Annotated in this window: 15 protein-coding genes; 5 read left to right on the plus strand and 10 right to left on the minus strand. The window is 63.0% G+C overall.

The window, feature by feature from the left end; genetic code table 11:
- Positions 1-58: 58 nt before the first annotated feature.
- Positions 59-1,000 carry a 5'-nucleotidase gene (locus tag ABWW33_RS01290; RefSeq protein WP_176650402.1) on the minus strand — a complete coding sequence of 314 codons (942 nt, stop codon included), beginning with the start codon at positions 998-1,000 and terminating at the stop codon, positions 59-61.
- Between the two features lie 164 nt (positions 1,001-1,164).
- Here ABWW33_RS01290 and ABWW33_RS01295 point away from each other — a divergent pair, with 164 nt between their 5' ends.
- Positions 1,165-2,298, plus strand: a complete 1,134-nt coding sequence (locus ABWW33_RS01295) for a GGDEF domain-containing protein (protein WP_353398021.1) — start codon at positions 1,165-1,167, stop codon at positions 2,296-2,298.
- Between the two features lie 4 nt (positions 2,299-2,302).
- Here the strand turns inward: ABWW33_RS01295 and ABWW33_RS01300 are convergent, their stop codons facing one another.
- From ABWW33_RS01300 to ABWW33_RS01310, 3 genes are all read right to left on the minus strand, one after another.
- Positions 2,303-2,893 (minus strand): DUF4337 domain-containing protein, encoded by a 591-nt coding sequence (locus tag ABWW33_RS01300; RefSeq protein ID WP_353398024.1) that lies wholly within the window; start codon positions 2,891-2,893, stop codon positions 2,303-2,305.
- Between the two features lie 186 nt (positions 2,894-3,079).
- Positions 3,080-4,009: a lipase secretion chaperone gene (locus tag ABWW33_RS01305; protein ID WP_353398027.1), complete on the minus strand. Its 930-nt coding sequence runs from the start codon at positions 4,007-4,009 to the stop codon at positions 3,080-3,082.
- Positions 4,010-4,018: 9 nt separating this feature from the next.
- Positions 4,019-4,933, minus strand: coding sequence for a lipase family alpha/beta hydrolase (locus ABWW33_RS01310; protein ID WP_353398030.1), 915 nt, complete (start codon positions 4,931-4,933; stop codon positions 4,019-4,021).
- 173 nt (positions 4,934-5,106) lie between these two features.
- Here ABWW33_RS01310 and ABWW33_RS01315 point away from each other — a divergent pair, with 173 nt between their 5' ends.
- Complete coding sequence (locus tag ABWW33_RS01315) at positions 5,107-5,787, plus strand: TetR/AcrR family transcriptional regulator (protein ID WP_353398032.1); 681 nt, start codon at positions 5,107-5,109, stop codon at positions 5,785-5,787.
- On the opposite strand, the gene ABWW33_RS01320 is transcribed toward ABWW33_RS01315, so the two are convergent.
- Positions 5,784-8,129 carry a penicillin-binding protein 1A gene (locus tag ABWW33_RS01320; RefSeq protein ID WP_353398035.1) on the minus strand — a complete coding sequence of 782 codons (2,346 nt, stop codon included), beginning with the start codon at positions 8,127-8,129 and terminating at the stop codon, positions 5,784-5,786. The genes ABWW33_RS01315 and ABWW33_RS01320 overlap by 4 nt on opposite strands.
- A gap of 170 nt (positions 8,130-8,299) precedes the next feature.
- Here ABWW33_RS01320 and glpD point away from each other — a divergent pair, with 170 nt between their 5' ends.
- Complete coding sequence (gene glpD / locus ABWW33_RS01325) at positions 8,300-9,829, plus strand: glycerol-3-phosphate dehydrogenase (protein WP_353398038.1); 1,530 nt, start codon at positions 8,300-8,302, stop codon at positions 9,827-9,829.
- Between the two features lie 45 nt (positions 9,830-9,874).
- Here the strand turns inward: glpD and ABWW33_RS01330 are convergent, their stop codons facing one another.
- Complete coding sequence (locus ABWW33_RS01330; protein WP_353398041.1) at positions 9,875-11,377, minus strand: peptide MFS transporter; 1,503 nt, start codon at positions 11,375-11,377, stop codon at positions 9,875-9,877.
- Between the two features lie 260 nt (positions 11,378-11,637).
- Here ABWW33_RS01330 and ppnN point away from each other — a divergent pair, with 260 nt between their 5' ends.
- Positions 11,638-13,008 carry a nucleotide 5'-monophosphate nucleosidase PpnN gene (gene ppnN / locus ABWW33_RS01335; RefSeq protein WP_176650415.1) on the plus strand — a complete coding sequence of 457 codons (1,371 nt, stop codon included), beginning with the start codon at positions 11,638-11,640 and terminating at the stop codon, positions 13,006-13,008.
- An 80-nt stretch (positions 13,009-13,088) separates the two neighbouring features.
- Here ppnN and adhP read toward each other — a convergent pair whose 3' ends face one another.
- Positions 13,089-14,126 carry an alcohol dehydrogenase AdhP gene (gene adhP, locus ABWW33_RS01340; protein WP_353398044.1) on the minus strand — a complete coding sequence of 346 codons (1,038 nt, stop codon included), beginning with the start codon at positions 14,124-14,126 and terminating at the stop codon, positions 13,089-13,091.
- Positions 14,127-14,434: 308 nt separating this feature from the next.
- Here adhP and ABWW33_RS01345 point away from each other — a divergent pair, with 308 nt between their 5' ends.
- The gene (locus tag ABWW33_RS01345; RefSeq protein WP_353398047.1) at positions 14,435-14,896 is read left to right on the plus strand and encodes a cache domain-containing protein; all 462 of its coding nucleotides are present in this window, start codon (positions 14,435-14,437) and stop codon (positions 14,894-14,896) included.
- A gap of 49 nt (positions 14,897-14,945) precedes the next feature.
- Here ABWW33_RS01345 and ABWW33_RS01350 read toward each other — a convergent pair whose 3' ends face one another.
- From ABWW33_RS01350 to ABWW33_RS01360, 3 genes are all read right to left on the minus strand, one after another.
- Complete coding sequence (locus tag ABWW33_RS01350; protein WP_353398050.1) at positions 14,946-16,415, minus strand: ATPase domain-containing protein; 1,470 nt, start codon at positions 16,413-16,415, stop codon at positions 14,946-14,948.
- Positions 16,412-16,813 (minus strand): hypothetical protein, encoded by a 402-nt coding sequence (locus ABWW33_RS01355; protein WP_353398052.1) that lies wholly within the window; start codon positions 16,811-16,813, stop codon positions 16,412-16,414. Before ABWW33_RS01355 ends, ABWW33_RS01350 begins: the two co-directional genes overlap by 4 nt.
- 62 nt (positions 16,814-16,875) lie before the next feature.
- Positions 16,876-18,243, minus strand: a complete 1,368-nt coding sequence (locus tag ABWW33_RS01360; RefSeq protein ID WP_353398055.1) for a hybrid sensor histidine kinase/response regulator — start codon at positions 18,241-18,243, stop codon at positions 16,876-16,878.
- Positions 18,244-18,315 lie beyond the last annotated feature (72 nt).

Genomic DNA, 18,315 nt, shown 5'->3' on the forward strand with positions numbered 1-18,315 from the left:
GGGAGTGAGGGACCTGCCGACATTATAGTCGAAGCCCCGCTCCGCCGCCGCCTGCCGTTCACGCCGGCTTGGGCGGCCGGTTGGCTATGCCGAAGGGCACATGCACCATCGGTATATTGCCGCCGGCCGACTTCAGGTGGCTGAGCTGGTCGTCGAAGAATATATGCGGCTTGAAGATGCCCAGCACCCGCGCCTTTTCCATGCCGCCGAGGAAAAAAGTTTCATTGGCGGAAACGCCCCAGCTCTTCAGCGTGGTCACCACCCGCTCGTGCGACGGCGCGCTGCGGGCCGTGATGATGGCGATGCGCAGGATCTTCCTGTACGACGGATCGCGCCGCTGCGCGCGCTCCTCCAGCCGCTGCATCAGCGACAGCTTCTGGAACAGGTCGGCCAGTGGGCCGGGCTGGTGCGGAATCGCCACCCGCTCGCGTTCGTGGGCGTGGAATTCGTCGACGTCGTTGTTGCGCTTGAAGACGGTTTCCGATTCGTCGTCGGCGATCACGCCGTCGAAGTCGAAGGCCACGCGCAGCTCGGCGTCGCTGTCGTCGTCCTCGGTGCGCGACGGCAGCACCAGCCCGGCTGGATAGTTGGCCGCCAGCGCGTTGCGCACGTCTTCCTCATTGGCGCTCAGGAACAGCGAGGTATTGAAGGCCGGCAGATAGGTGTACGGCGATTGGCCGGTGACGAAGCAGGCGCGCGAGATGTCCAGCCCGTAGTGGGCGATGGAATTCATCACCCGCAGCCCGGTTTCCGGGGAATTGCGCGAAAACAGCACCACCTCGACCGGCGCCGATTGCGCGTAGTGCTTGTTGATGCCGAGAAAGCGGCGGATGAACGGAAACGCCACGCCCTTGCCGAGGATGACGTCGATATTCTGTTCCTGGTATTTGCGGTACTCCTCGGCGCCGCCTTCCAGGTAGATCTTGTGCGATTCGGTGAGGTCAAACAGCGCGCTGGAGGCGATGCCGATGACCAGCTTGTGCTCGATAGGGTAGGCCATGGCTGAAATGGATAAATTGCTATAAGCGCCACTTTAACCGATATGCGCGGTTTCCTCCGCGAATTTGACCGGCCGTCTGCGGTTTTTTGTTTCTATTTTGCATGAGCGATTGCCACCTGTGTTGCACTGAGATACATTGTCACATCATCAGGACGGACCTCAGCGTGCTCAATTTCGACACCTTATTGCTGGTTCAAGTCTGCATCACGCTGTTGACGACGGCGCTGCTGATTGCTTCCGCATGCTATTCCGGCAGTCCGCCCGAACTGCGTTGGTGGGCGGCGGGCAACCTGCTGGTGGCGCTCGGCCTGGCGATGGCCAACCTGGACAGCGCCCCGCCCATCTTCAACGCTATTCTCGGCTATGGCGTGATCGCGTTCGGCAATATGCTGGTGCTGCGCGGCCTGCGCGTGCATGGCTCGGACACGCTGCCATGGCGCACCGTCGCCATCGCCACCGCGCTGGCGATGTTGATACCTGCTTACTTTACCGTCATCGTCCCCAGCCTGCGCGCGCGGCTGTGCTTTAGCGGTTTTTATTTTGCCCTGCTCAACTGGTGGTGTGCGGCGACGATCGCGCGGCATGGCGGCTGGCGCGGCATCGCCATCAGCCTGATCGGCTTCACGGTGCTGGGCCTGGCCATGTTCCTGCGCGGCGCGCACATGCTGCTCAACGCCGATGCGGGCGACGTCGCCAGTTCGCGGGTGATGGGCATGACCTTGCTGGCGATTCCGCTGTCGCAGGTCTGCATCGCCTTCGGCCTGATCCTGATGGTGATGTGGCGCTATGCCGAACGCCTGCGCCACCTGTCGACGCTGGATGCGCTGACCGGTGCGCTGAACCGCGCCGGGCTGGAAATCCACGGCAAGCGGGTCGCTTTGCGCGCACTGCGCGCCTCCCGCAGCATGGCGCTCATCATGGTCGATGTCGACCATTTCAAGCTGATCAACGATACCTATGGACACCCGGTCGGCGACGAGGTGCTGCGGCATATCGCGCAGGTGCTCAGGCTGGAGCTGCGGCCCTACGACCTGCTGGCGCGCTTTGGCGGCGAGGAGTTCGTGCTGGTGCTCGACGGCCTGAATCTGGACGGGGCGACCAAGGTCGCCGAACGGCTGCGCGCCCGCATCGAACTGGAACTGGTGGAGATCGACGCGCTGTCGGTGCGCTACACCGCCAGCGTGGGCGTGGTCTCTTCGGACGAGCACGGCTACGACCTGATACGCCTGATCTCGGCCGGCGACGCCGCCATGTACGAGGCCAAGCGCTCCGGCCGCAACCGCGTGATCGGCGGGTGAGCTCTTAGGACAGCAGCGCGATCAGCGAGTCCGGGTGCAGGCCCCAGCCGGCCAGGCCGGACAAGCCCATCAGCACGCCGAAGGCGGTCGGCACCAGCGCCGTGAAGTACAGCGCCCACAACTGGGTCAGCGCGGTGATGGCCAGCAGGGAAATGGCGATCGCCAGCAGGGCGTCGGACAGGTCGAACTGGTCGTCCTTGAAATTGGCCGCGTCGTAGGTTTTCTGGTCCTCCTCGGCCTGCGCCTTGGCTTCGGCCTTCTTGCTGGCCTGATCCTGCGCCACCTTCTCATATTGCTGGATCGCTTCCTGATACGCCGCCTGTTCCGCCGCCGGCTTGCCAGCCGCCGCCAATCGCAGTTGCACCACGGTGGATTTGGCGACTTCCTCGCGCACGTTGCGGGCCTGGTAGAACGCCCAGTGGTCGACCCGGTTGGCCTGGGCCTGTTGCATGCCCTGGTTGATGTTGTCGTCCTTGACCTTGCAGATGCCCATGAAGGTGGCCAGCAGGGCGACGGTGATGGCGACGGTGGCGTTGAGTTTCTTGCCGGTGGCGGGGGTGTCGTTCTGGGTGTCGACGATGTCCAGTGGTTCCATGTTTCGGTGTTCCGAGTGTCAAAACCGCAAGCTTAACCTACAACTGTGCACTCGGCGCCACAGACTGAAAGAATGTGATTGACGGTATCCCGACGGAGCATCATATTGACCGACGAGAACCAACAATAAAGCAAGCCACTATCTGGCGCAGTAGTACAGTAAGGCAGCCCTAGTGGCTGCCTTTTTTTATTCGTATGCCGCCAGCCGCTTCTGCTCGTCGCTGGTGAAACCATTGTCCCGCAATTGCTGCAGTGCGGAAGGGTCGGTGCGGTTTTGTTGCTGCAGTTGTTGCCGTTGCGCCTGGTAGGCGGCGATGCGGCGCTGCCAGTCGGCTTCCTCGCGGTCGACGTTGGCCAGCCGCGCGGCGGCTTCGGGCGACAGGGCGCTTGAGCGCATGCGGTAGATCTCATTGTCGCCAGCTCCTTGCGCGCGCGCCTGCGCCACCGATTCCTCCAACCGCAGCACCTTGGTCGGCGCTTCGCGTTCCTCGCGTACTTTTTGCGGCAGCCGCGCGTCCAGCGCGGCGATGCGCTCCTTGCGCTGCGCGCTGGTCAGGCTCTTGTCGTTGTTGATTTCCAGCCGTACCAGCGCATCGAGGTCGTAGGCGTCGGTCGCGCTGAAGAGGCCTTCGGCTTCCTCCGCGCTGAAGTAGGCAAGGCGCAGGCGGCGCATCGCGTCCATCCGCTGGCGCGCGCCCTGCGCCTGATCCGCCACCACCGGCAGGCCGCGCTCGACGTCGACCAGCGCGCGCTTGTAGGCCAGATAGGCGTCCAGCAACCGCCTGGCCTGGGCCGCCGGCTTCGCGCTCAGGCGGCGATCCAGCTCACGGCCGATTTCGGTGCGTATCGCGTCCAGCGGCTTCTCGCCCAATCCGGCCAGGTAGTAGTCGAACAGGTAGGCCAGTTCGGCGTTGACGGCCAGCTTGTCGGCACCGTCCTGGCGGATATCGCCGTCGGGACGCGTGCCCTCCATCGAGCGCACAAACGCAAAATAGTTAGCATCGGCGGGTTTGGCCGGCGCCGTTGGCGCCTCGTTGCGCGCCTGCGTCAGATACAGGCCGGCACCGAGGACGGCGGCCAGCGCCATGAGCCACGACAGTTTTGCGTTTGTGTTCATTGCCGCTCCTTACAGTCCCAGGCCCTGCAGGCGATTGGCCTGTTGGCGGAAGATGGTCACCGGGCTGGTCTCGAACAGATTGGTGATGCCGATCAGCTGATTGACTTCATCGAGATGGTTCAATGCGTAGTCGTCGCGGATCACGCGGCCCAGGTGGCTGGAGCAGCTGCTGACCAGGCCATCGTTCTTGGCGCCGTCGAAGGCGATCGCGGTCAGCGCCAGCACGGGATCGCTGGCGTCGAGCACGTTGGTGTACGGCTGGGCGCCGCTCCACGAGAAGTAGGACACGCCGTTCACCTGGTACGCGCCTTCGCCGCAGGCGGACGTCGGCACGCCTTCCGGATGGCGGCTGTTGAACGCCAGCGTGCCGGCGGTGCTCAGCGAGGTCGCCGCCGCGCGCGCGTTCTGCGGCAAGGTCGGGCTGCCGGACAGGAAGCTGATCAAGCCCGATACCGCGTTGGCCAGGCTGTAGGTCACGTTCGGCACGGCGCCGATCAGCACATCGGCCACCTTGGAGCCTTTGTTCACGCCGCCCACGCTGCTGACCGACGCCACCAGGTCCGGCCGCACCGATGCCACGTAGCGCGCGGTCGGGCCGCCATGGCTATGGCCGATCAGGTTGACCTTGGCGGCGCCGGTGGCGGCCAGGATCTGCTTGACCTGCACCAGCAGCTGCTCGCCGCGCACCTCGGTGCTGTTGGCCGCCGACACCGACGTCACGTAGACATCGGCGCCGCCGCTGCGCAGCGCCGAGGCGATGCCGTAGAAGTAGTCGACCGGGCCCACGCTGTCGAAACCGAACAGGCCGTGCACCAGCACGATCGGGTATTTGGTCTGCGTGTAGCCGGCGGCCCAGGACGGGGCGGGCAGTGAGGTGAGGGCGATCAGACAAATCGCGACGATCTTCCAGAAGCGTTTTTGCATTTGTGGTCTCCGATTATTTTGTGATCCGGATATGCGTCCCGGTCAGTAAAATGTAGCACCGAGCCGTTGGCCTTGCAGTCCGCACGCTAGGCCTGCGGAGCCAAATTGCATTCCTGCTGAGCGGAGTTGTTTTCCTGCGCTATAATCGGACCAAAAATCACATCGAGACAACCTTGCAGGCACAATTCGACTTCCAACAATTCCAGGCGATGACGCCGCTGGACGGCGAAAATATCTGGGCCTATCTGCTCGACCACAATGCCGGGCGCATCACGGTCAAGCGCCGCAAACCTGCGCTGGAAAATCTGGAAAAGATATTCCGCGCCACCTTCAAGCTCGCCAACGACGTCGGCTTCCGCGCGATGAACCTGCGCGACCTGTGCCGCGAGACGGGGCTGTCGATGGGCGGCCTGTATGGCTACATCAGCGGCAAGGACCAACTGGCGGAAATGATCGAGGACGTGGTGCGCCACGCCACCCACGAAATGCCGCGCATGTTCGAGGACGTCACCGATCCGCTGGACAAGCTGGAAGCGCTGGTGCGGGCCTCGATCTACGTGTCTGAGATCTTGCAGCCGTGGTTCTACTTCGTCTTCATGGATTCGCGCGTGCTGCAGGCGGCGCAGCGCAACACGGCCAAGGAATCGGAGCTGCATGTGCAGGCGCTGATCGCCGGGGTGATCGCGCAGATGCCGCGGCGGGCGCAAGGCAAGCCGGAACTGCTGGCCGCGCACGTGATGGCCATGTTCCAGGATTGGTATGTGAAGCGCTGGAAGTACCGGGCTGCCGATGTCAGCCCGGACCAGTTTGCCGATAGCGCCGTGCGCATGATGCGCGGCTATCTCGCCCCTTAGTTGGACGGTGGTGGCGGTGGCGTTGCGCCCGTAGGCTGCGGCGTGACGTTCTCCGCTCCCGGCACCGCGTCGGCTTCGTCCATGTCCAGCGAGTGGCGCGCGGCGTCGCCGGTGAACTCGTCGTACAGCCATTCGCCGCCCACCTGGGTCAGGCCGGTCGGCACCTGGCGTTCCTGCGCCGGACGATTCTGCATCGCCACCTTCATGTAGTCGATCCAGATCGGCAGCGCCGCCGTCGCGCCGAACTCCTTGCCGCCCAGCGATTTGGAATCGTCAAAGCCCATCCACGACACCGCCACGATGCCGCCGCCGTAACCGGCGAACCAGCCGTCGACCGCGTCGTTGGAGGTGCCGGTCTTGCCGGCCAGGTCGGCGCGGCCAAGCTTGCCCACGGCCGCGCCGGTGCCCGAGCGCGTGACCTCGCGCAGCATGCCGTCGATGACAAAGGCATTGCGCGGATCGAGCACGCGGGCGTCGTCGGGCAGCGTGGTGCGCGGCTTGGCCTCGGAAATGAGCTTGCCGTTGCCGTCGACGATCTTGGCGATCAAATAGGGTTCCACCGTGTAGCCGCCGTTGGCAAACACGGCGTAGGCGCCGGCCAGCTGGTTGGGCGTGACCGAGCCGGTGCCCAGCGTCATGGTCAGGTTTTTCGGATGCTTGGACAGGTCGAAGCCGAACTTGCCCAGGTAGTTATGCGCAAACGGCACGGTGATCGAACGCAGGATGCGCACCGACGCCACGTTCTTCGATTCCGCCAGCGCGCGGCGCATGGTGATGGGGCCGTCGAACTTGCCGTCGTCGTTTTTCGGGCTCCACGGCTCGTTGCCGGTCTCCGCGCCGGTCAGGTCCAGCGGCACGTCGTTGATCATCGTCGCCGGCGAGAAGCCTTTTTCCAGCGCCGCCGAATACACGAAAGGCTTGATCGACGAACCGGGCTGGCGCCAGGCCTGCGTCACGTGGTTGAACTTCTGCAGGTTGTAATCGAAGCCACCGACCATCGCATGGTAGGCGCCGCTGACCATGTCCATCGACACGAACGCCGCCGATACCTGCGGCACCTGGGTGATGCTCCATGTCTTCTTGTCCTGCATGATGCGGATCACCGCGCCCGGACGCAGGCGCACAGTGTCCTTGGCCTTCTCGCTCAGCGCGTTGGACGCCAGTTTCAGGCCGTCGCCGGTGATGGTGATTTCCTCGCCAAACGGGTTCTGCACCTTGACCGCCTTGGGGCCCGCTTCCAGCACCACGGCCGGTATCAGGCGGTCGCTGCCCGGGCGGCGCTGCAGCGCTTCCTCGATGGCGTCGTCGCGCTCGTCCTCGCCGGCCGGCAGCGTGATGAAGGCTTCCGGGCCGCGATAGCCGTGGCGCTGGTCGTAGTTCAGCACATTGCGGCGCATCGACTCATAGGCGGCATTCTGGTCGGCCTTCAGGATCGTCGTGTAGACGCTGATGCCCTTGGTGTACGAATCTTCCTTGAACTGCGCATACACCACCTGGCGCGCGAGCTCGGCCACGTACTCGGCGTGGGTGTCGAATTCCTGGCCCTTGTGGCTGACGTGCAGCGTCTCGTGCAGCGCCTTCTGGTACTGGTCTTCGGTGATGTAATTCAGCTCGCGCATGGACTTCAGCACCACGTGCTGGCGTTGCTTGGCGCGCTTGGGATTGACGGCCGGGTTGTGACGGGCGGGATTCTGCGGCAGGCCGGCCAGCATCGCCATCTCGGCGACATCGAGGTCCTTCAGCGACTTGCCGAAGTAGACCTGCGCCGCCGCGCCGAAGCCGAACGAGCGCTGGCCCAGGTAGATCTGGTTCATGTACAGCTCGAGGATCTGTTCCTTGGTGAGCGCGGCCTCGATCTTATAAGCCAGCATGACTTCATTCAGTTTGCGGCCGTAGAACTTCTCGCGCGTGAGGAAGAAGTTGCGCGCCACCTGCATCGTGATGGTGGAGCCGCCCTGGCGCATGGCGCCGCCGAGGTTGGCACGCGCGGCGCCCAGCGCGCGGCGCCAGTCGATGCCATTATGTTCATAAAAACGCTTGTCCTCGATCGCCAGCACGGACTTCTTCATCATCTCGGGGATGTCCTTGATCGGCACGAAATCGCGGTGCTCCTCGCCGAATTCGCCGATCAGGGCGTTGTCGGCGGTGTAGATGCGCAGCGGGATCTTGGGCCGGTAGTCGGTGATGACGTCGAGCGACGGCAGGTTGGGGGCCACGTAGAGCAGCAGGTAGCCCAGCAGCAGGGCGCCGGCCACCAGCGCGGCGACGCCGGCCAGGATGAAGCCGCGGATGGCATTACGGCGGGTGAGCCACTTGGAGAAATCGATGGGGGAAGCAGTCAAAACTCAGTCTCACGGTTGCATCGGTTACCGGATTATAGACCATCAAAATTTGGCCACACTTAAAGAGAAACTGATAATTTGTGCAAATTTGGCCGCTCAGCCCTATGACTAATGGTGATTTTGTCGTAACGTACTAGGTATCTACATCTATTTGCTCTACCGGGGAAGACATGGCGGAACCGCAGCACACTCTCGATTGCGATGTCCTGGTGGTGGGAGGCGGCATCAATGGCGCCGGCATCGCGCGCGATGCGGCGGGGCGGGGATTGTCGGTGGTGCTGTGCGAGAAGGACGACCTGGCTTCGCACACGTCGTCCGCTTCCACCAAGCTGATACACGGCGGCCTGCGCTATCTGGAGTACTACGAATTCAACCTGGTGCGCAAGGCGCTGATCGAGCGCGAAGTGCTGCTGCGCGCCGCGCCGCACATCATGTGGCCATTGCGCTTCGTGATGCCGCATGCCGAAGGCCAGCGCCCGGCGCTGCTGATACGGGCCGGCCTGATGCTGTACGACCTGCTGGCCAAGCGCGAGCTGCTGCCCGCGTCGGCCGGCATCAACCTGCGCTGCCACCCGGCGGGCAAGCCGCTCAAGCCGGAATTCCGGCGCGGCTTTATCTATTCGGACGGCTGGGTCGACGACGCGCGGCTGGTGGTGCTGAACGCCATCGACGCCTGCGAGAAGGGCGCGACCATCCTGACCCAGACCGCCTGCACCGCGCTGGTGCGCAAGACCGGCGGCTGGGAGGCGGCGCTGCACAAGGCCGGCTGCGGCGACATCCGCGTCAATGCCCGCTTCGTGGTCAACGCGGCCGGGCCGTGGACGGCGGACTTCCTGCATGCGGCGGTGCCGAAGGAGGGCGGCGGCCACCTGCGGCTGATCAAGGGCAGCCATATCATCGTCAGGCGCATCTTCGAGCATGACAATGCCTACATCTTCCAGCACCGCGATGGCCGCATCGTGTTCGCCATTCCGTATGAGCGCGACTTCACGCTGATCGGCACCACCGATCTCGATTATCACGGCGACGCCAACCAGGTCGCCATCAGCGCGGATGAAATCTCCTACCTGTGCCAGCTGGCCAGCGAGTATTTCGTCCAGCCCATCGTGCCGGACGACGTGGTGTGGACCTACTCGGGCGTGCGTCCGCTGGTGGAGGATGGCGCGGACGCCAAGGCCGTCACCCGCGACTACCGGCTGGAGGTCGACAGCGACGGCGCACCCATCCTCAGCGTTTTCGGCGGCAAGATCACCACCTTCCGCAAATTGGCCGAGGAGGCGGTCGACCAGATCGCCAAGGCGCTGGGCAACCGCCACGGCGGCTGGACCCACAACGCCTGCCTGCCGGGCGGCGACTTGTTCGGCGCCGAACCGCAGAACCGTTCGGTCAAGGAATTCGACACCTGGGTGAACGGGGTCTGCGCCCGCTACAGCTGGCTGCCGCCGCTGCTGGCGATGCGCTATGCCCGCGCCTACGGCACGCGCATCCACACGCTGCTGGCGCAGAAAGAGGGCATCGATGGGATGGGGGACGAGATCGCGCCGGGATTGTACGCGGCGGAAGTGGAATACCTGCGCCGCTACGAATGGGCGCGCACCGCGCAGGACATCCTGTGGCGGCGCTCGAAACTGGGCCTGCACCTGCCGCAGGACGCCGGCGACACGCTGCAAGCCTGGCTGCTTGCGCATCCGATCAAATAAAAAAACGGCGCTTGAATCAAGCGCCGTTTTTCATAGTCTGGCTTTTTACTTCACGCCGTGCATCAGCTTCTGGATCAACGGTGCGAGCAGGAACAGCAGCACGCCGCCCGCCATCAGCGACCAGAAGCCGAAGGTGTAGCCGGACAGCGCCGACGTCACCGACATGCCGCTTTCGCCGCTGACCGCCGAGGCGAAGATGCCCGACAGGTTGTTGCCGATACCGGTCGACAGGAACCAGCCGCCCATGCCCAGGCCCACCAGGCGCGTAGGCGCCAGCTTGGTCACCATCGACAGGCCGATAGGCGACAGGCACAGCTCACCGACCGATTGCAGCACGTAGACCATGAACAGGGTCCAGAACGGGATCTTGTTGTCGATATCGACCAGCATCGACAGCGCGTACATCAGCAGGCCGAAGGCCGAGCCGTTGAACAACAGGCCCAGGCCGAATTTGCGCGGGATCGAAGGGTTGTTCTTGCCCAGCATGACCCAGATGAACGCGATCACCGGAGCGAAGGCGATAATGGCCAGCGAGTTCACGGTCTGGAACCACGCCACCGGGAAGATCCAGTCGCCGAACATCTTGCGGTTGATGATGTTCTCGGCCAGGAAGGTAAACGAGCTGCCCGCCTGCTCGAAGAACATCCAGAACATGATATTGAAGAAGAAGATCACCAGCATGGCGATGACCTTGTCGCGCGCCACTTTGCCGTTCCTGATCCCTTCGACCATCAGCATCACCGACAGCAGCACGAACAGCACCGACAGCACGGCCTGCAGCTTGTTGGCGCCGGCGGCCAGCAGGAAGTACACGACCGGAATCACGAACAGCGAACCGACGATCACGTACAGCAGGCGCTTTGGATCGGCGTTGGATGCGTCCGGGGCGCCGATGCCTTTGAGGTTGCGGCGGCCGATGAAGAACCATACAAGGCTGATCAACATGCCGACGCCGGCCGACATGAACACCACTTTGTAAGCGGGCATGCCGTTGTGGCCGAAGACGGTGGCAGCCAGCCACTCGGTCAGCACCGGTGCGACCAGCGCGCCGGAGTTGATGCCCATGTAGAAAATGGTGAAGCCGGAGTCGCGGCGGGTATCGGCCACGCTATACAGCTTGCCGACCATGGTCGAGATGTTCGGCTTGAACATGCCGTTGCCGACGATGATGGTGGCCAGGCCGAACTGGAACACGGTCTCGTTGGGGAAGGCGATCATGAACAGGCCGGCCGACATGAAGGCGGCGCCGACCAGGATCGAGCGCTGGTAGCCCAATACGCGGTCGGCGACATAGCCGCCGAACAGCGCGGCGGCGTACACCAGCGCGAGGTAGGAGCCGTACACCAGGTTGGCGGCGGATTGGCCGGATGGGTCGCCGTTGTGGAACTGGGCGACGACGTAGAGCACGAGCGCCCAGCGGATGCCGTAGAACGCGAAGCGCTCCCAGAATTCTGTCATGAACAACATCCACAGCGGAGCAGGGTGGCCCATGATCTGCTTGAATTCGGGAATGGCGACTTCCGTATTGGTGGTGGTAGCACCGCTCATGCGGCTTCTCCTAATTTTATGGATCTGTGAAAAGGGGATCGAGACTCCCTTGTGGGGAATCCAAATTGGGCGCCATTTTAATCTACAAACGGTTCCTGTCCAGCTTTTTGAGGCCTGTCCTGCACGATTGTGTCAATTGTGCTAATAAATGTGGCGATTCCCGCTATTGCAATCTCCGACCCAAAAAGTGCCGAGTTGTCGTATATTGGCACTGCAGGCTTACCTGTTATGCATCGAATTTGAATAAGGATTTACGCATCATGGAACATGACGTTGTCGATACCCTGATTTCGCCCGAAGGCCAGCTGGAGGTCCTTTCGAAGGCGGAAGTGAACAAGCTGCTCGACACTAGCCAGGGCGGCCTCTATAACATCTTCCGCAATTGCGCACTGGCCGTGCTCAATTGCGGCAGCACTATCGACGATGGAAAGGAATTGCTGGAACGGTATAAATCGTTTGACATCAGCATCGTGCAGCGCGAGCGCGGCATCAAGCTCGATATCAAGGGGGCGCCGGCGATCGCTTTCGTCGACGGTAAAATGATCAAGGGCATCCACGAACACCTGTTCGCGGTGCTGCGCGATATTGTCTTCGTCAGCAACGAGGTGACCGACAATCCCAAGTTCGACATGAGCGCCACCGAAGGCATCACCGACTCGGTGTTCCACATCCTGCGCAACGCGGGTGTGCTCAAGCCGATGCTCAATCCTAACCTGGTGGTGTGCTGGGGCGGCCATTCGATCAACCGCGCCGAGTACAACTACTCGAAGGAAGTCGGCTATCAAATGGGCTTGCGCGACCTGGACATCTGCACCGGCTGCGGTCCCGGCGCGATGAAGGGCCCTATGAAGGGCGCCACCATCGGCCACGCCAAGCAGCGCCTGCACAAGGGGCGCTATCTGGGCATCTCGGAGCCTGGCATCATCGCGGCCGAATCGCCGAACCCGATCGTCAATGAGCTGGTCATCATGCCGGACATCGAAAAGCGGCTGGAAGCGTTCGTGCGCACCGGCCACGGCATCGTCGTGTTCCCGGGCGGCGCGGGGACGGCCGAGGAGATCCTCTATATATTGGGCATCCTGCTGCACCCGGATAACGCGGACATCCCGTTCCCGCTGGTGTTCACCGGGCCGGAGACGTCGCGCGAGTACTTCGTGCAGATCAACCAGTTCATCCACGACACGCTGGGACCGGAGGCGCAGCAGCGCTACAAGATCATCATCGACGATCCGGAACTGGTGGCGCGCGAGATGCAGGCCGGGATCAAGCAGGTGCGCGAGTTCCGCAAATCCCGCAGCGACGCCTACTACTACAACTGGGGCCTGAAGATCGACCAGGAATTCCAGAAGCCGTTCGCGCCGACGCACGAGAACATGCGCAACCTGAGCCTGCACAAGAACCAGGAAGTGCACATGCTGGCGGCGAACCTGCGCCGGGCGTTTTCGGGCGTGGTGGCCGGCAACGTCAAGGACGAGGGCATCCGCGCCATCGAGAAGTTCGGCCACTTTGAAATCCATGGCGACAAGGAGATCATGGGCCCGATGGACGCGCTGCTGGCATCGTTCGTGGCCCAGCACCGCATGAAGCTGGCCGGCAAGCAGTACACGCCTTGCTATCGGGTGATCCAGTAAGCGTGTTATAGCGCGTGTTAACCTGAAAATGCCGCTCCCACCGAGCGGCATTTGTTCTGGCGAGCGCGTCGCGATCGATGTCAGTGCGGCTTTGCGGCAAAGTCGAGCACGATGCGACCTTCAATATCGCCCTCACGCATGCGCTGGAAAACATGGTTGATATTGTCAAGGCTATCGGTGGCGACTGTCGCCTTGACCTTGCCCTCGGCGGCGAAAATCAACGACTCCTGCAAATCAAGCCGGGTGCCGACGATCGAACCGCGTACGGTGATGCCGCCCAGCACCATGTCGAAGATCGGCAGGGGGAAATCACCCGGCGGCAGGCCGTTTAACGCGACCGTGCCGCCGCGGCGCACCATGCCCAGCGCCTGAGAGAAGGCGATCGGCGAGACGGCGGTCACCAGCACGCCATGCGCGCCGCCGATCTCTTTTTTGACCATGGCCGCCGGGTCCGTGGTCTTCGCGTTGATCGTCAGGGCGGCGCCCAAACGTCGGGCCAGCGCCAGTTTGTTGTCGTCGATATCGACCGCGGCCACATTGAGTCCCATGGCGCGGGCATATTGGACCGCCATATGGCCGAGCCCGCCAATTCCTGAGATGACCACCCAGTCGCCGGGTTTGGTATCGGTCATTTTCAAGCCCTTGTAGACCGTGACGCCGGCGCACAGAATGGGCGCGATATCGATGAAACCTATATCCTTCGGCAAGTGGCCGACGTAGTCGGCATCGGCCAGCGCGTATTCCGCGAATCCTCCGTTGACCGAATAGCCGGTATTTTGCTGCGACTCGCACAATGTCTCCCAGCCGCCCAGGCAATGCGTGCAGTGCCCGCAGGCCGAATACAGCCATGGAATGCCGACCCGGTCGCCGCTTTTGACATGCTTGACGCCGGCCCCGACCTCGACCACATAGCCCACCCCCTCGTGTCCGGGAATGAACGGCGGCGCTGGCTTGACCGGCCAGTCGCCTTGAGCGGCGTGCAGGTCCGTATGACAAACCCCGCAGGCCTCGATCTTGACGAGGATCTGTCCTGCCCCCGGCGTCGGCACCGCGACGTCCTCGATTTGCAGCGGCAGGCCGAACGCGCGCACCACCGCAGCCTTCATCATTTTGCTCATTGCTCGCTCCAGTTGGAATATATGATCTGATGTGGGACTGTTGGTATTCATACTATGAATCGACGTTCGAAAAACCTTTGATCTGGATCAAAATCATCCCCATCTTTTCAAACTAGCCCTCACACGGCGTCGTGTGGGAATCCGGAACGCTCCGTGGCATCAGGCTGGCTTTCCGCACAAATCGGGCCACCGTTCTCGGCAAATCGGCCTAAAATATCAAGCACTTGGCCGCGGTTGAGGAGGGCGCGCGCGATGGCATGGGAATTGCGAAGTACCGGACCACCATTAAAACAACCAAGGAGACATGCATGCGCAAATTTTTCTACCTGGCCCTGGCCATCCTTACCTTCAGCCTGGGCACCAGCAGCTGGGCGGCCGATTCCCACGGCACCCCCGAAGAGGCGGTGGCAATGGTGAACCGGGCCATCGCCGCCATCAAGACCGACGGGTTCGACAAGGTCGTTGCCGAGATCAACGAGGGCAAGCCGGGCCGCTTCAGGGACCGCGACCTCTACATCACGATCAACGACTTAAACGCGAAGAATATCGCGCACGGCGCCAATCCCAAGATGCAGGGCAAGGATTTGATCGAGTTGAAGGATGCCGACGGCAAGTACTTCATGCGCGAACGCATCCAGCTGGCCGTGGCCAAGGGCAAAGGCTGGCAGGACTATAAATTCGTCAATCCCGTCAGCAAGCAGATCGAAGCCAAGTCGATGTATTTCGAGCGTTATGGGGACCACATCATCAATTGCGGCATCTACAAGTAGACTGCGGAAACGCAGCCTGGCCGCCGGCGCCGAGCCGGCGGGCGCCAGGCTAAGGCTGCCCGGCCTGGGTCAGCGCGGCCACCTCCGGGCGGCCGGTCAGTATGCCGACATACCCGGTCAGCGCCTCGCGGATGGCGATGCCGTCGGACGTGATGTCGAAAAAGCGGATCTCCTTGCTATGGTCGCTGGCGCGTATCTTGATTACTGAAATCACACGCTTGAACTCGCCCTCCAGTTCAACGTAACGCTGCATGACGATGGCGTCGGCCAGGAAGGCGTTGCCGTAGGAGCTGAAGCGCAGCATCTCGTAACGGTCTTCCAGTTCGGCCGTCATCAGCACGGTCACACCCATCGCCGTCAGCACCGCCACCATGCGGTACAGCGATTCGCGGAAATCGTCGCGGAACGACGACGCCAGCGCCAGCTCGAAGCCGGACAGCGAATCGATCACCACCCGCTTGGCCTGCATGCGCTTGATCATGCCGACCAGGTCATGCAGTATCTCGTCGATCGACAGGTCCAGGGTGCGGGTATTGATCATGCCGACCTGGCCGCTTTCAAGCAGCGCGTTCAGCTGATGGCTGAGCAGCTGGTTCGGACTCTTCTCAAACGCCGCGATCACGCCGGTCTCGCCGTTGCGCACGCCCTCAGCCAGGAACTGCGTGGCCAGCACCGACTTGCCCGATCCCGACGGCCCGACCAGCAGCAGCGAATAACCGGCCGGCACGCCGCCGCCCATCATCGCGTCGAGTTCCTGCACGCCCATCGACAGCCGCTGCTGGCCGTCGATAATGACTTTGGCGGTGGTGGCGCTGAGCATCGCGCGCGGGAAGATATCGACGCCGCTGTCGCTGATGCGGAAGGTGTGCACGCCCAGGCTCTGCGCCTGGCCGCGCATCTTGACCACCTGGATCTTGCGCACCAGCGCGTCGCGGTGCACCAGCTGCGACATCCAGATGATGCCGTCGGCCACGGTAAACACCGGGCTAGACTCCGCCTCCGGCGCCAGGTATTCGCCGATCAGGAAGGTGGTCGCCAGCCAGCTGGTCATCTGCATGCCCAGCTGCTGCACAAAGTGCTGCAGGCCGGCGGCGCCGCGGTCCATGCCCTGGGCCGACTGCACCACCGAGCGGAACGAATCGACAAACACCAGGCTCGGCGCGAAATTGCGCACCTCGTCGGCGATGCGCGCCAGCACGCGGTCGAAATCGCCGTCCAGCAGGTCGGACGCCAGGTTGATGAACTTGATCGACTGGTTGACCTTGCTGACGTCGAAGAACGGGAACTGCTGCTGGTAGCGCAGCATTTTCAGCGGCGGCTCGCCCAGCACGGTGAAGAACAGCGCGCGCCGGTCCGGGTTGGCCAGCGAAAACATGATCTGGTGCGCCATCGTGGTCTTGCCGCTGCCCGGCGTGCCCGCCAGCAAATTGAATGAAAATTCCGGAATGCCGCCGCCCAGCAGTTCGTCCAACCCCGGCACACCCGTCGCCAGGCGCTGAATGTTGACTTTATTGCTCATTGTTGAATTCCCTTAGCGGCAGTGTCCGCAGTATCCTGGCCCCAGGCCGATTGGAGTATGGCAGTGGTCAATGACTCGCCGATCAGTTGGATCAGCGTGTCGGTGAAAGTAGTGAGCAGGGCGATGCTGGCGGTGGCCGCGGGCACCTGTTGCTGGCCGTCCAGGCTGGCCCTGAGTTTCTCGAAACGCGGGTCGCCGCCTTCAGTCAGCCACGGATGCTGCACCCGCACCAGGTGGATGCTGCGCGCATACAGCGTGTCGAAACCGCTGTGCCCGATAATGGCGACCAGTTCGACGGCCAGCCGTTCCCATAGCACGATGGTGTCGGCCTTGGCGGTCTCGGGGCGGCGCATCACGTTGCGCTCGATCATCTGGTGCCGTTCGTCGTTAGTCGCCATAGTTAAATATCAATACAGTAAAGCGATAAGGATGGTTGCCGCTTGCGCACCGGTGTGGGACGTCAATGCACATGCAGCTCTATCAATGCCAGCAGCATATCGATCGCCACCGGCTTGACCAGATAGTGATCGAAGCCGCTGCGGATGGCGCGCGCGCGGTCCTGCGGCTGATTGTAGCCGGATGTCGCGATGAAAAACGGCGCCTTGCCCGGCAGCCCTGCGCGGATGCGCTCGACGACGACAAAGCCGTCCAGGCTGGGCAAGCCGATGTCGCAGATGACCAGGTCGTAGCGTCCCGCCAGCGCCAGGTCCACCGCGGCGGCGCCGTCGTGGCACGACACCACCGTATGGCCGCCCAGCTCCAGCAGCAGGCACAGCGTTTCGGCGGCGTCCAGATTGTCCTCGACCAGCAGGATCTGCAGCGGGCGTGGGGTGGGCAGCCGCGGCAAGGGCAGGGCGGGCGCCGTGGCGACCTCGGTGCTCAGCGGCAGCAGCACGGTAAAGGTGCTGCCGAATCCTATGCCGTCGCTGTGCACGCGCGCCGTGCCGCCATGCATTTCGACCAGCGAACGCACCAGCGTCAAGCCTATGCCCAGTCCGCCTTGCGCCCGGTCCAGCGACTGCAGGCCTTGCGTGAACAGGTCGAAGATGAACGGCTGCAGCTCGGCCGCGATGCCCATGCCGTGATCGCGCACCGACACCTGCACCATGTTGCCCACCACTTGCGCGGCCAGCACGATGACCTGCTGCTCCGGCGAGAACTTGGAAGCGTTGTTGAGCAGGTTGGAAAACACCTGCGCCAGCCGCATGCGGTCGCCATAGACCAGCACCCTGATCGGCGGCAACACGATACTCAACTGCTGCTGCCTGGCGTCGAGCCGTTGCTGGCTGCCTTCCACCGCCAGCGCCACGATGTCCTCGAGCAGCAGCGCGGATTTGTCCAGGCCGATCTTGCCGCTGCTGATGCGCGAGGCGTCGAGCAGGTCGTCGATCAGGCGCGTCAGATGGCTCATCTGGCGTTCGATGATGGCGTGCAGGCGCGGCAGTTCCGGATGGCCGTCGGCCAGCTTGCCCAGCAAGGTATTGGCGTAGGCAATGGGTTGCAGCGGATTGCGCAGCTCGTGCGCCAGCATCGACAGGAAGTTGGTCTGGCGCTGCATCGACGCTTCCGCGTTGGCTTGCTTGTCCTGCGCGCTGAAGGTCGCCAGCACCAGGTGCTCGTTCGCCTCGCGCAGCTGTATCACGTGGCTCTCCAGCGTTTGCGCGCTGGTATGCTGCTGCTGCAGCAGCTCCATTTGCATCAGCAACTGGGCAATCAGGGCGCGCAGGTCGCCGAGCTCCTTGTCGTGCAGGGCCTGCTGGTACGGCCCGTCCCGCTCGGATGGGGCCGGTGATGCGGCGGCTGCATCGGATTCCGCGTTGTCGTTCATGATGGGGCAGGCCAGTCTTGATAAGTAAATCGGAACCACGCGGCGCACCGCTATGACGGCACAGTCTTACAC

It is taken from the genome of Duganella hordei (assembly GCF_040369125.1).
Lineage (GTDB): Bacteria > Pseudomonadota > Gammaproteobacteria > Burkholderiales > Burkholderiaceae_D > Rugamonas > Rugamonas hordei.

Bases quoted from the DNA above. Each gene is read 5' to 3' on its own strand.
- glpD (WP_353398038.1), top strand. From the start codon at position 8,300: ATGGCGGAACCGCAGCACACTCTCGATTGCGATGTCCTGGTGGTGGGA.
- ABWW33_RS01360 (WP_353398055.1), bottom strand. From the start codon at position 18,243: ATGAACGACAACGCGGAATCCGATGCAGCCGCCGCATCACCGGCCCCA.
- ABWW33_RS01330 (WP_353398041.1), bottom strand. From the start codon at position 11,377: ATGAGCGGTGCTACCACCACCAATACGGAAGTCGCCATTCCCGAATTC.
- ppnN (WP_176650415.1), top strand. From the start codon at position 11,638: ATGGAACATGACGTTGTCGATACCCTGATTTCGCCCGAAGGCCAGCTG.
- ABWW33_RS01345 (WP_353398047.1), top strand. From the start codon at position 14,435: ATGCGCAAATTTTTCTACCTGGCCCTGGCCATCCTTACCTTCAGCCTG.
- ABWW33_RS01305 (WP_353398027.1), bottom strand. From the start codon at position 4,009: ATGAACACAAACGCAAAACTGTCGTGGCTCATGGCGCTGGCCGCCGTC.
- ABWW33_RS01310 (WP_353398030.1), bottom strand. From the start codon at position 4,933: ATGCAAAAACGCTTCTGGAAGATCGTCGCGATTTGTCTGATCGCCCTC.
- ABWW33_RS01300 (WP_353398024.1), bottom strand. From the start codon at position 2,893: ATGGAACCACTGGACATCGTCGACACCCAGAACGACACCCCCGCCACC.
- adhP (WP_353398044.1), bottom strand. From the start codon at position 14,126: ATGAGCAAAATGATGAAGGCTGCGGTGGTGCGCGCGTTCGGCCTGCCG.
- ABWW33_RS01350 (WP_353398050.1), bottom strand. From the start codon at position 16,415: ATGAGCAATAAAGTCAACATTCAGCGCCTGGCGACGGGTGTGCCGGGG.
- ABWW33_RS01355 (WP_353398052.1), bottom strand. From the start codon at position 16,813: ATGGCGACTAACGACGAACGGCACCAGATGATCGAGCGCAACGTGATG.
- ABWW33_RS01290 (WP_176650402.1), bottom strand. From the start codon at position 1,000: ATGGCCTACCCTATCGAGCACAAGCTGGTCATCGGCATCGCCTCCAGC.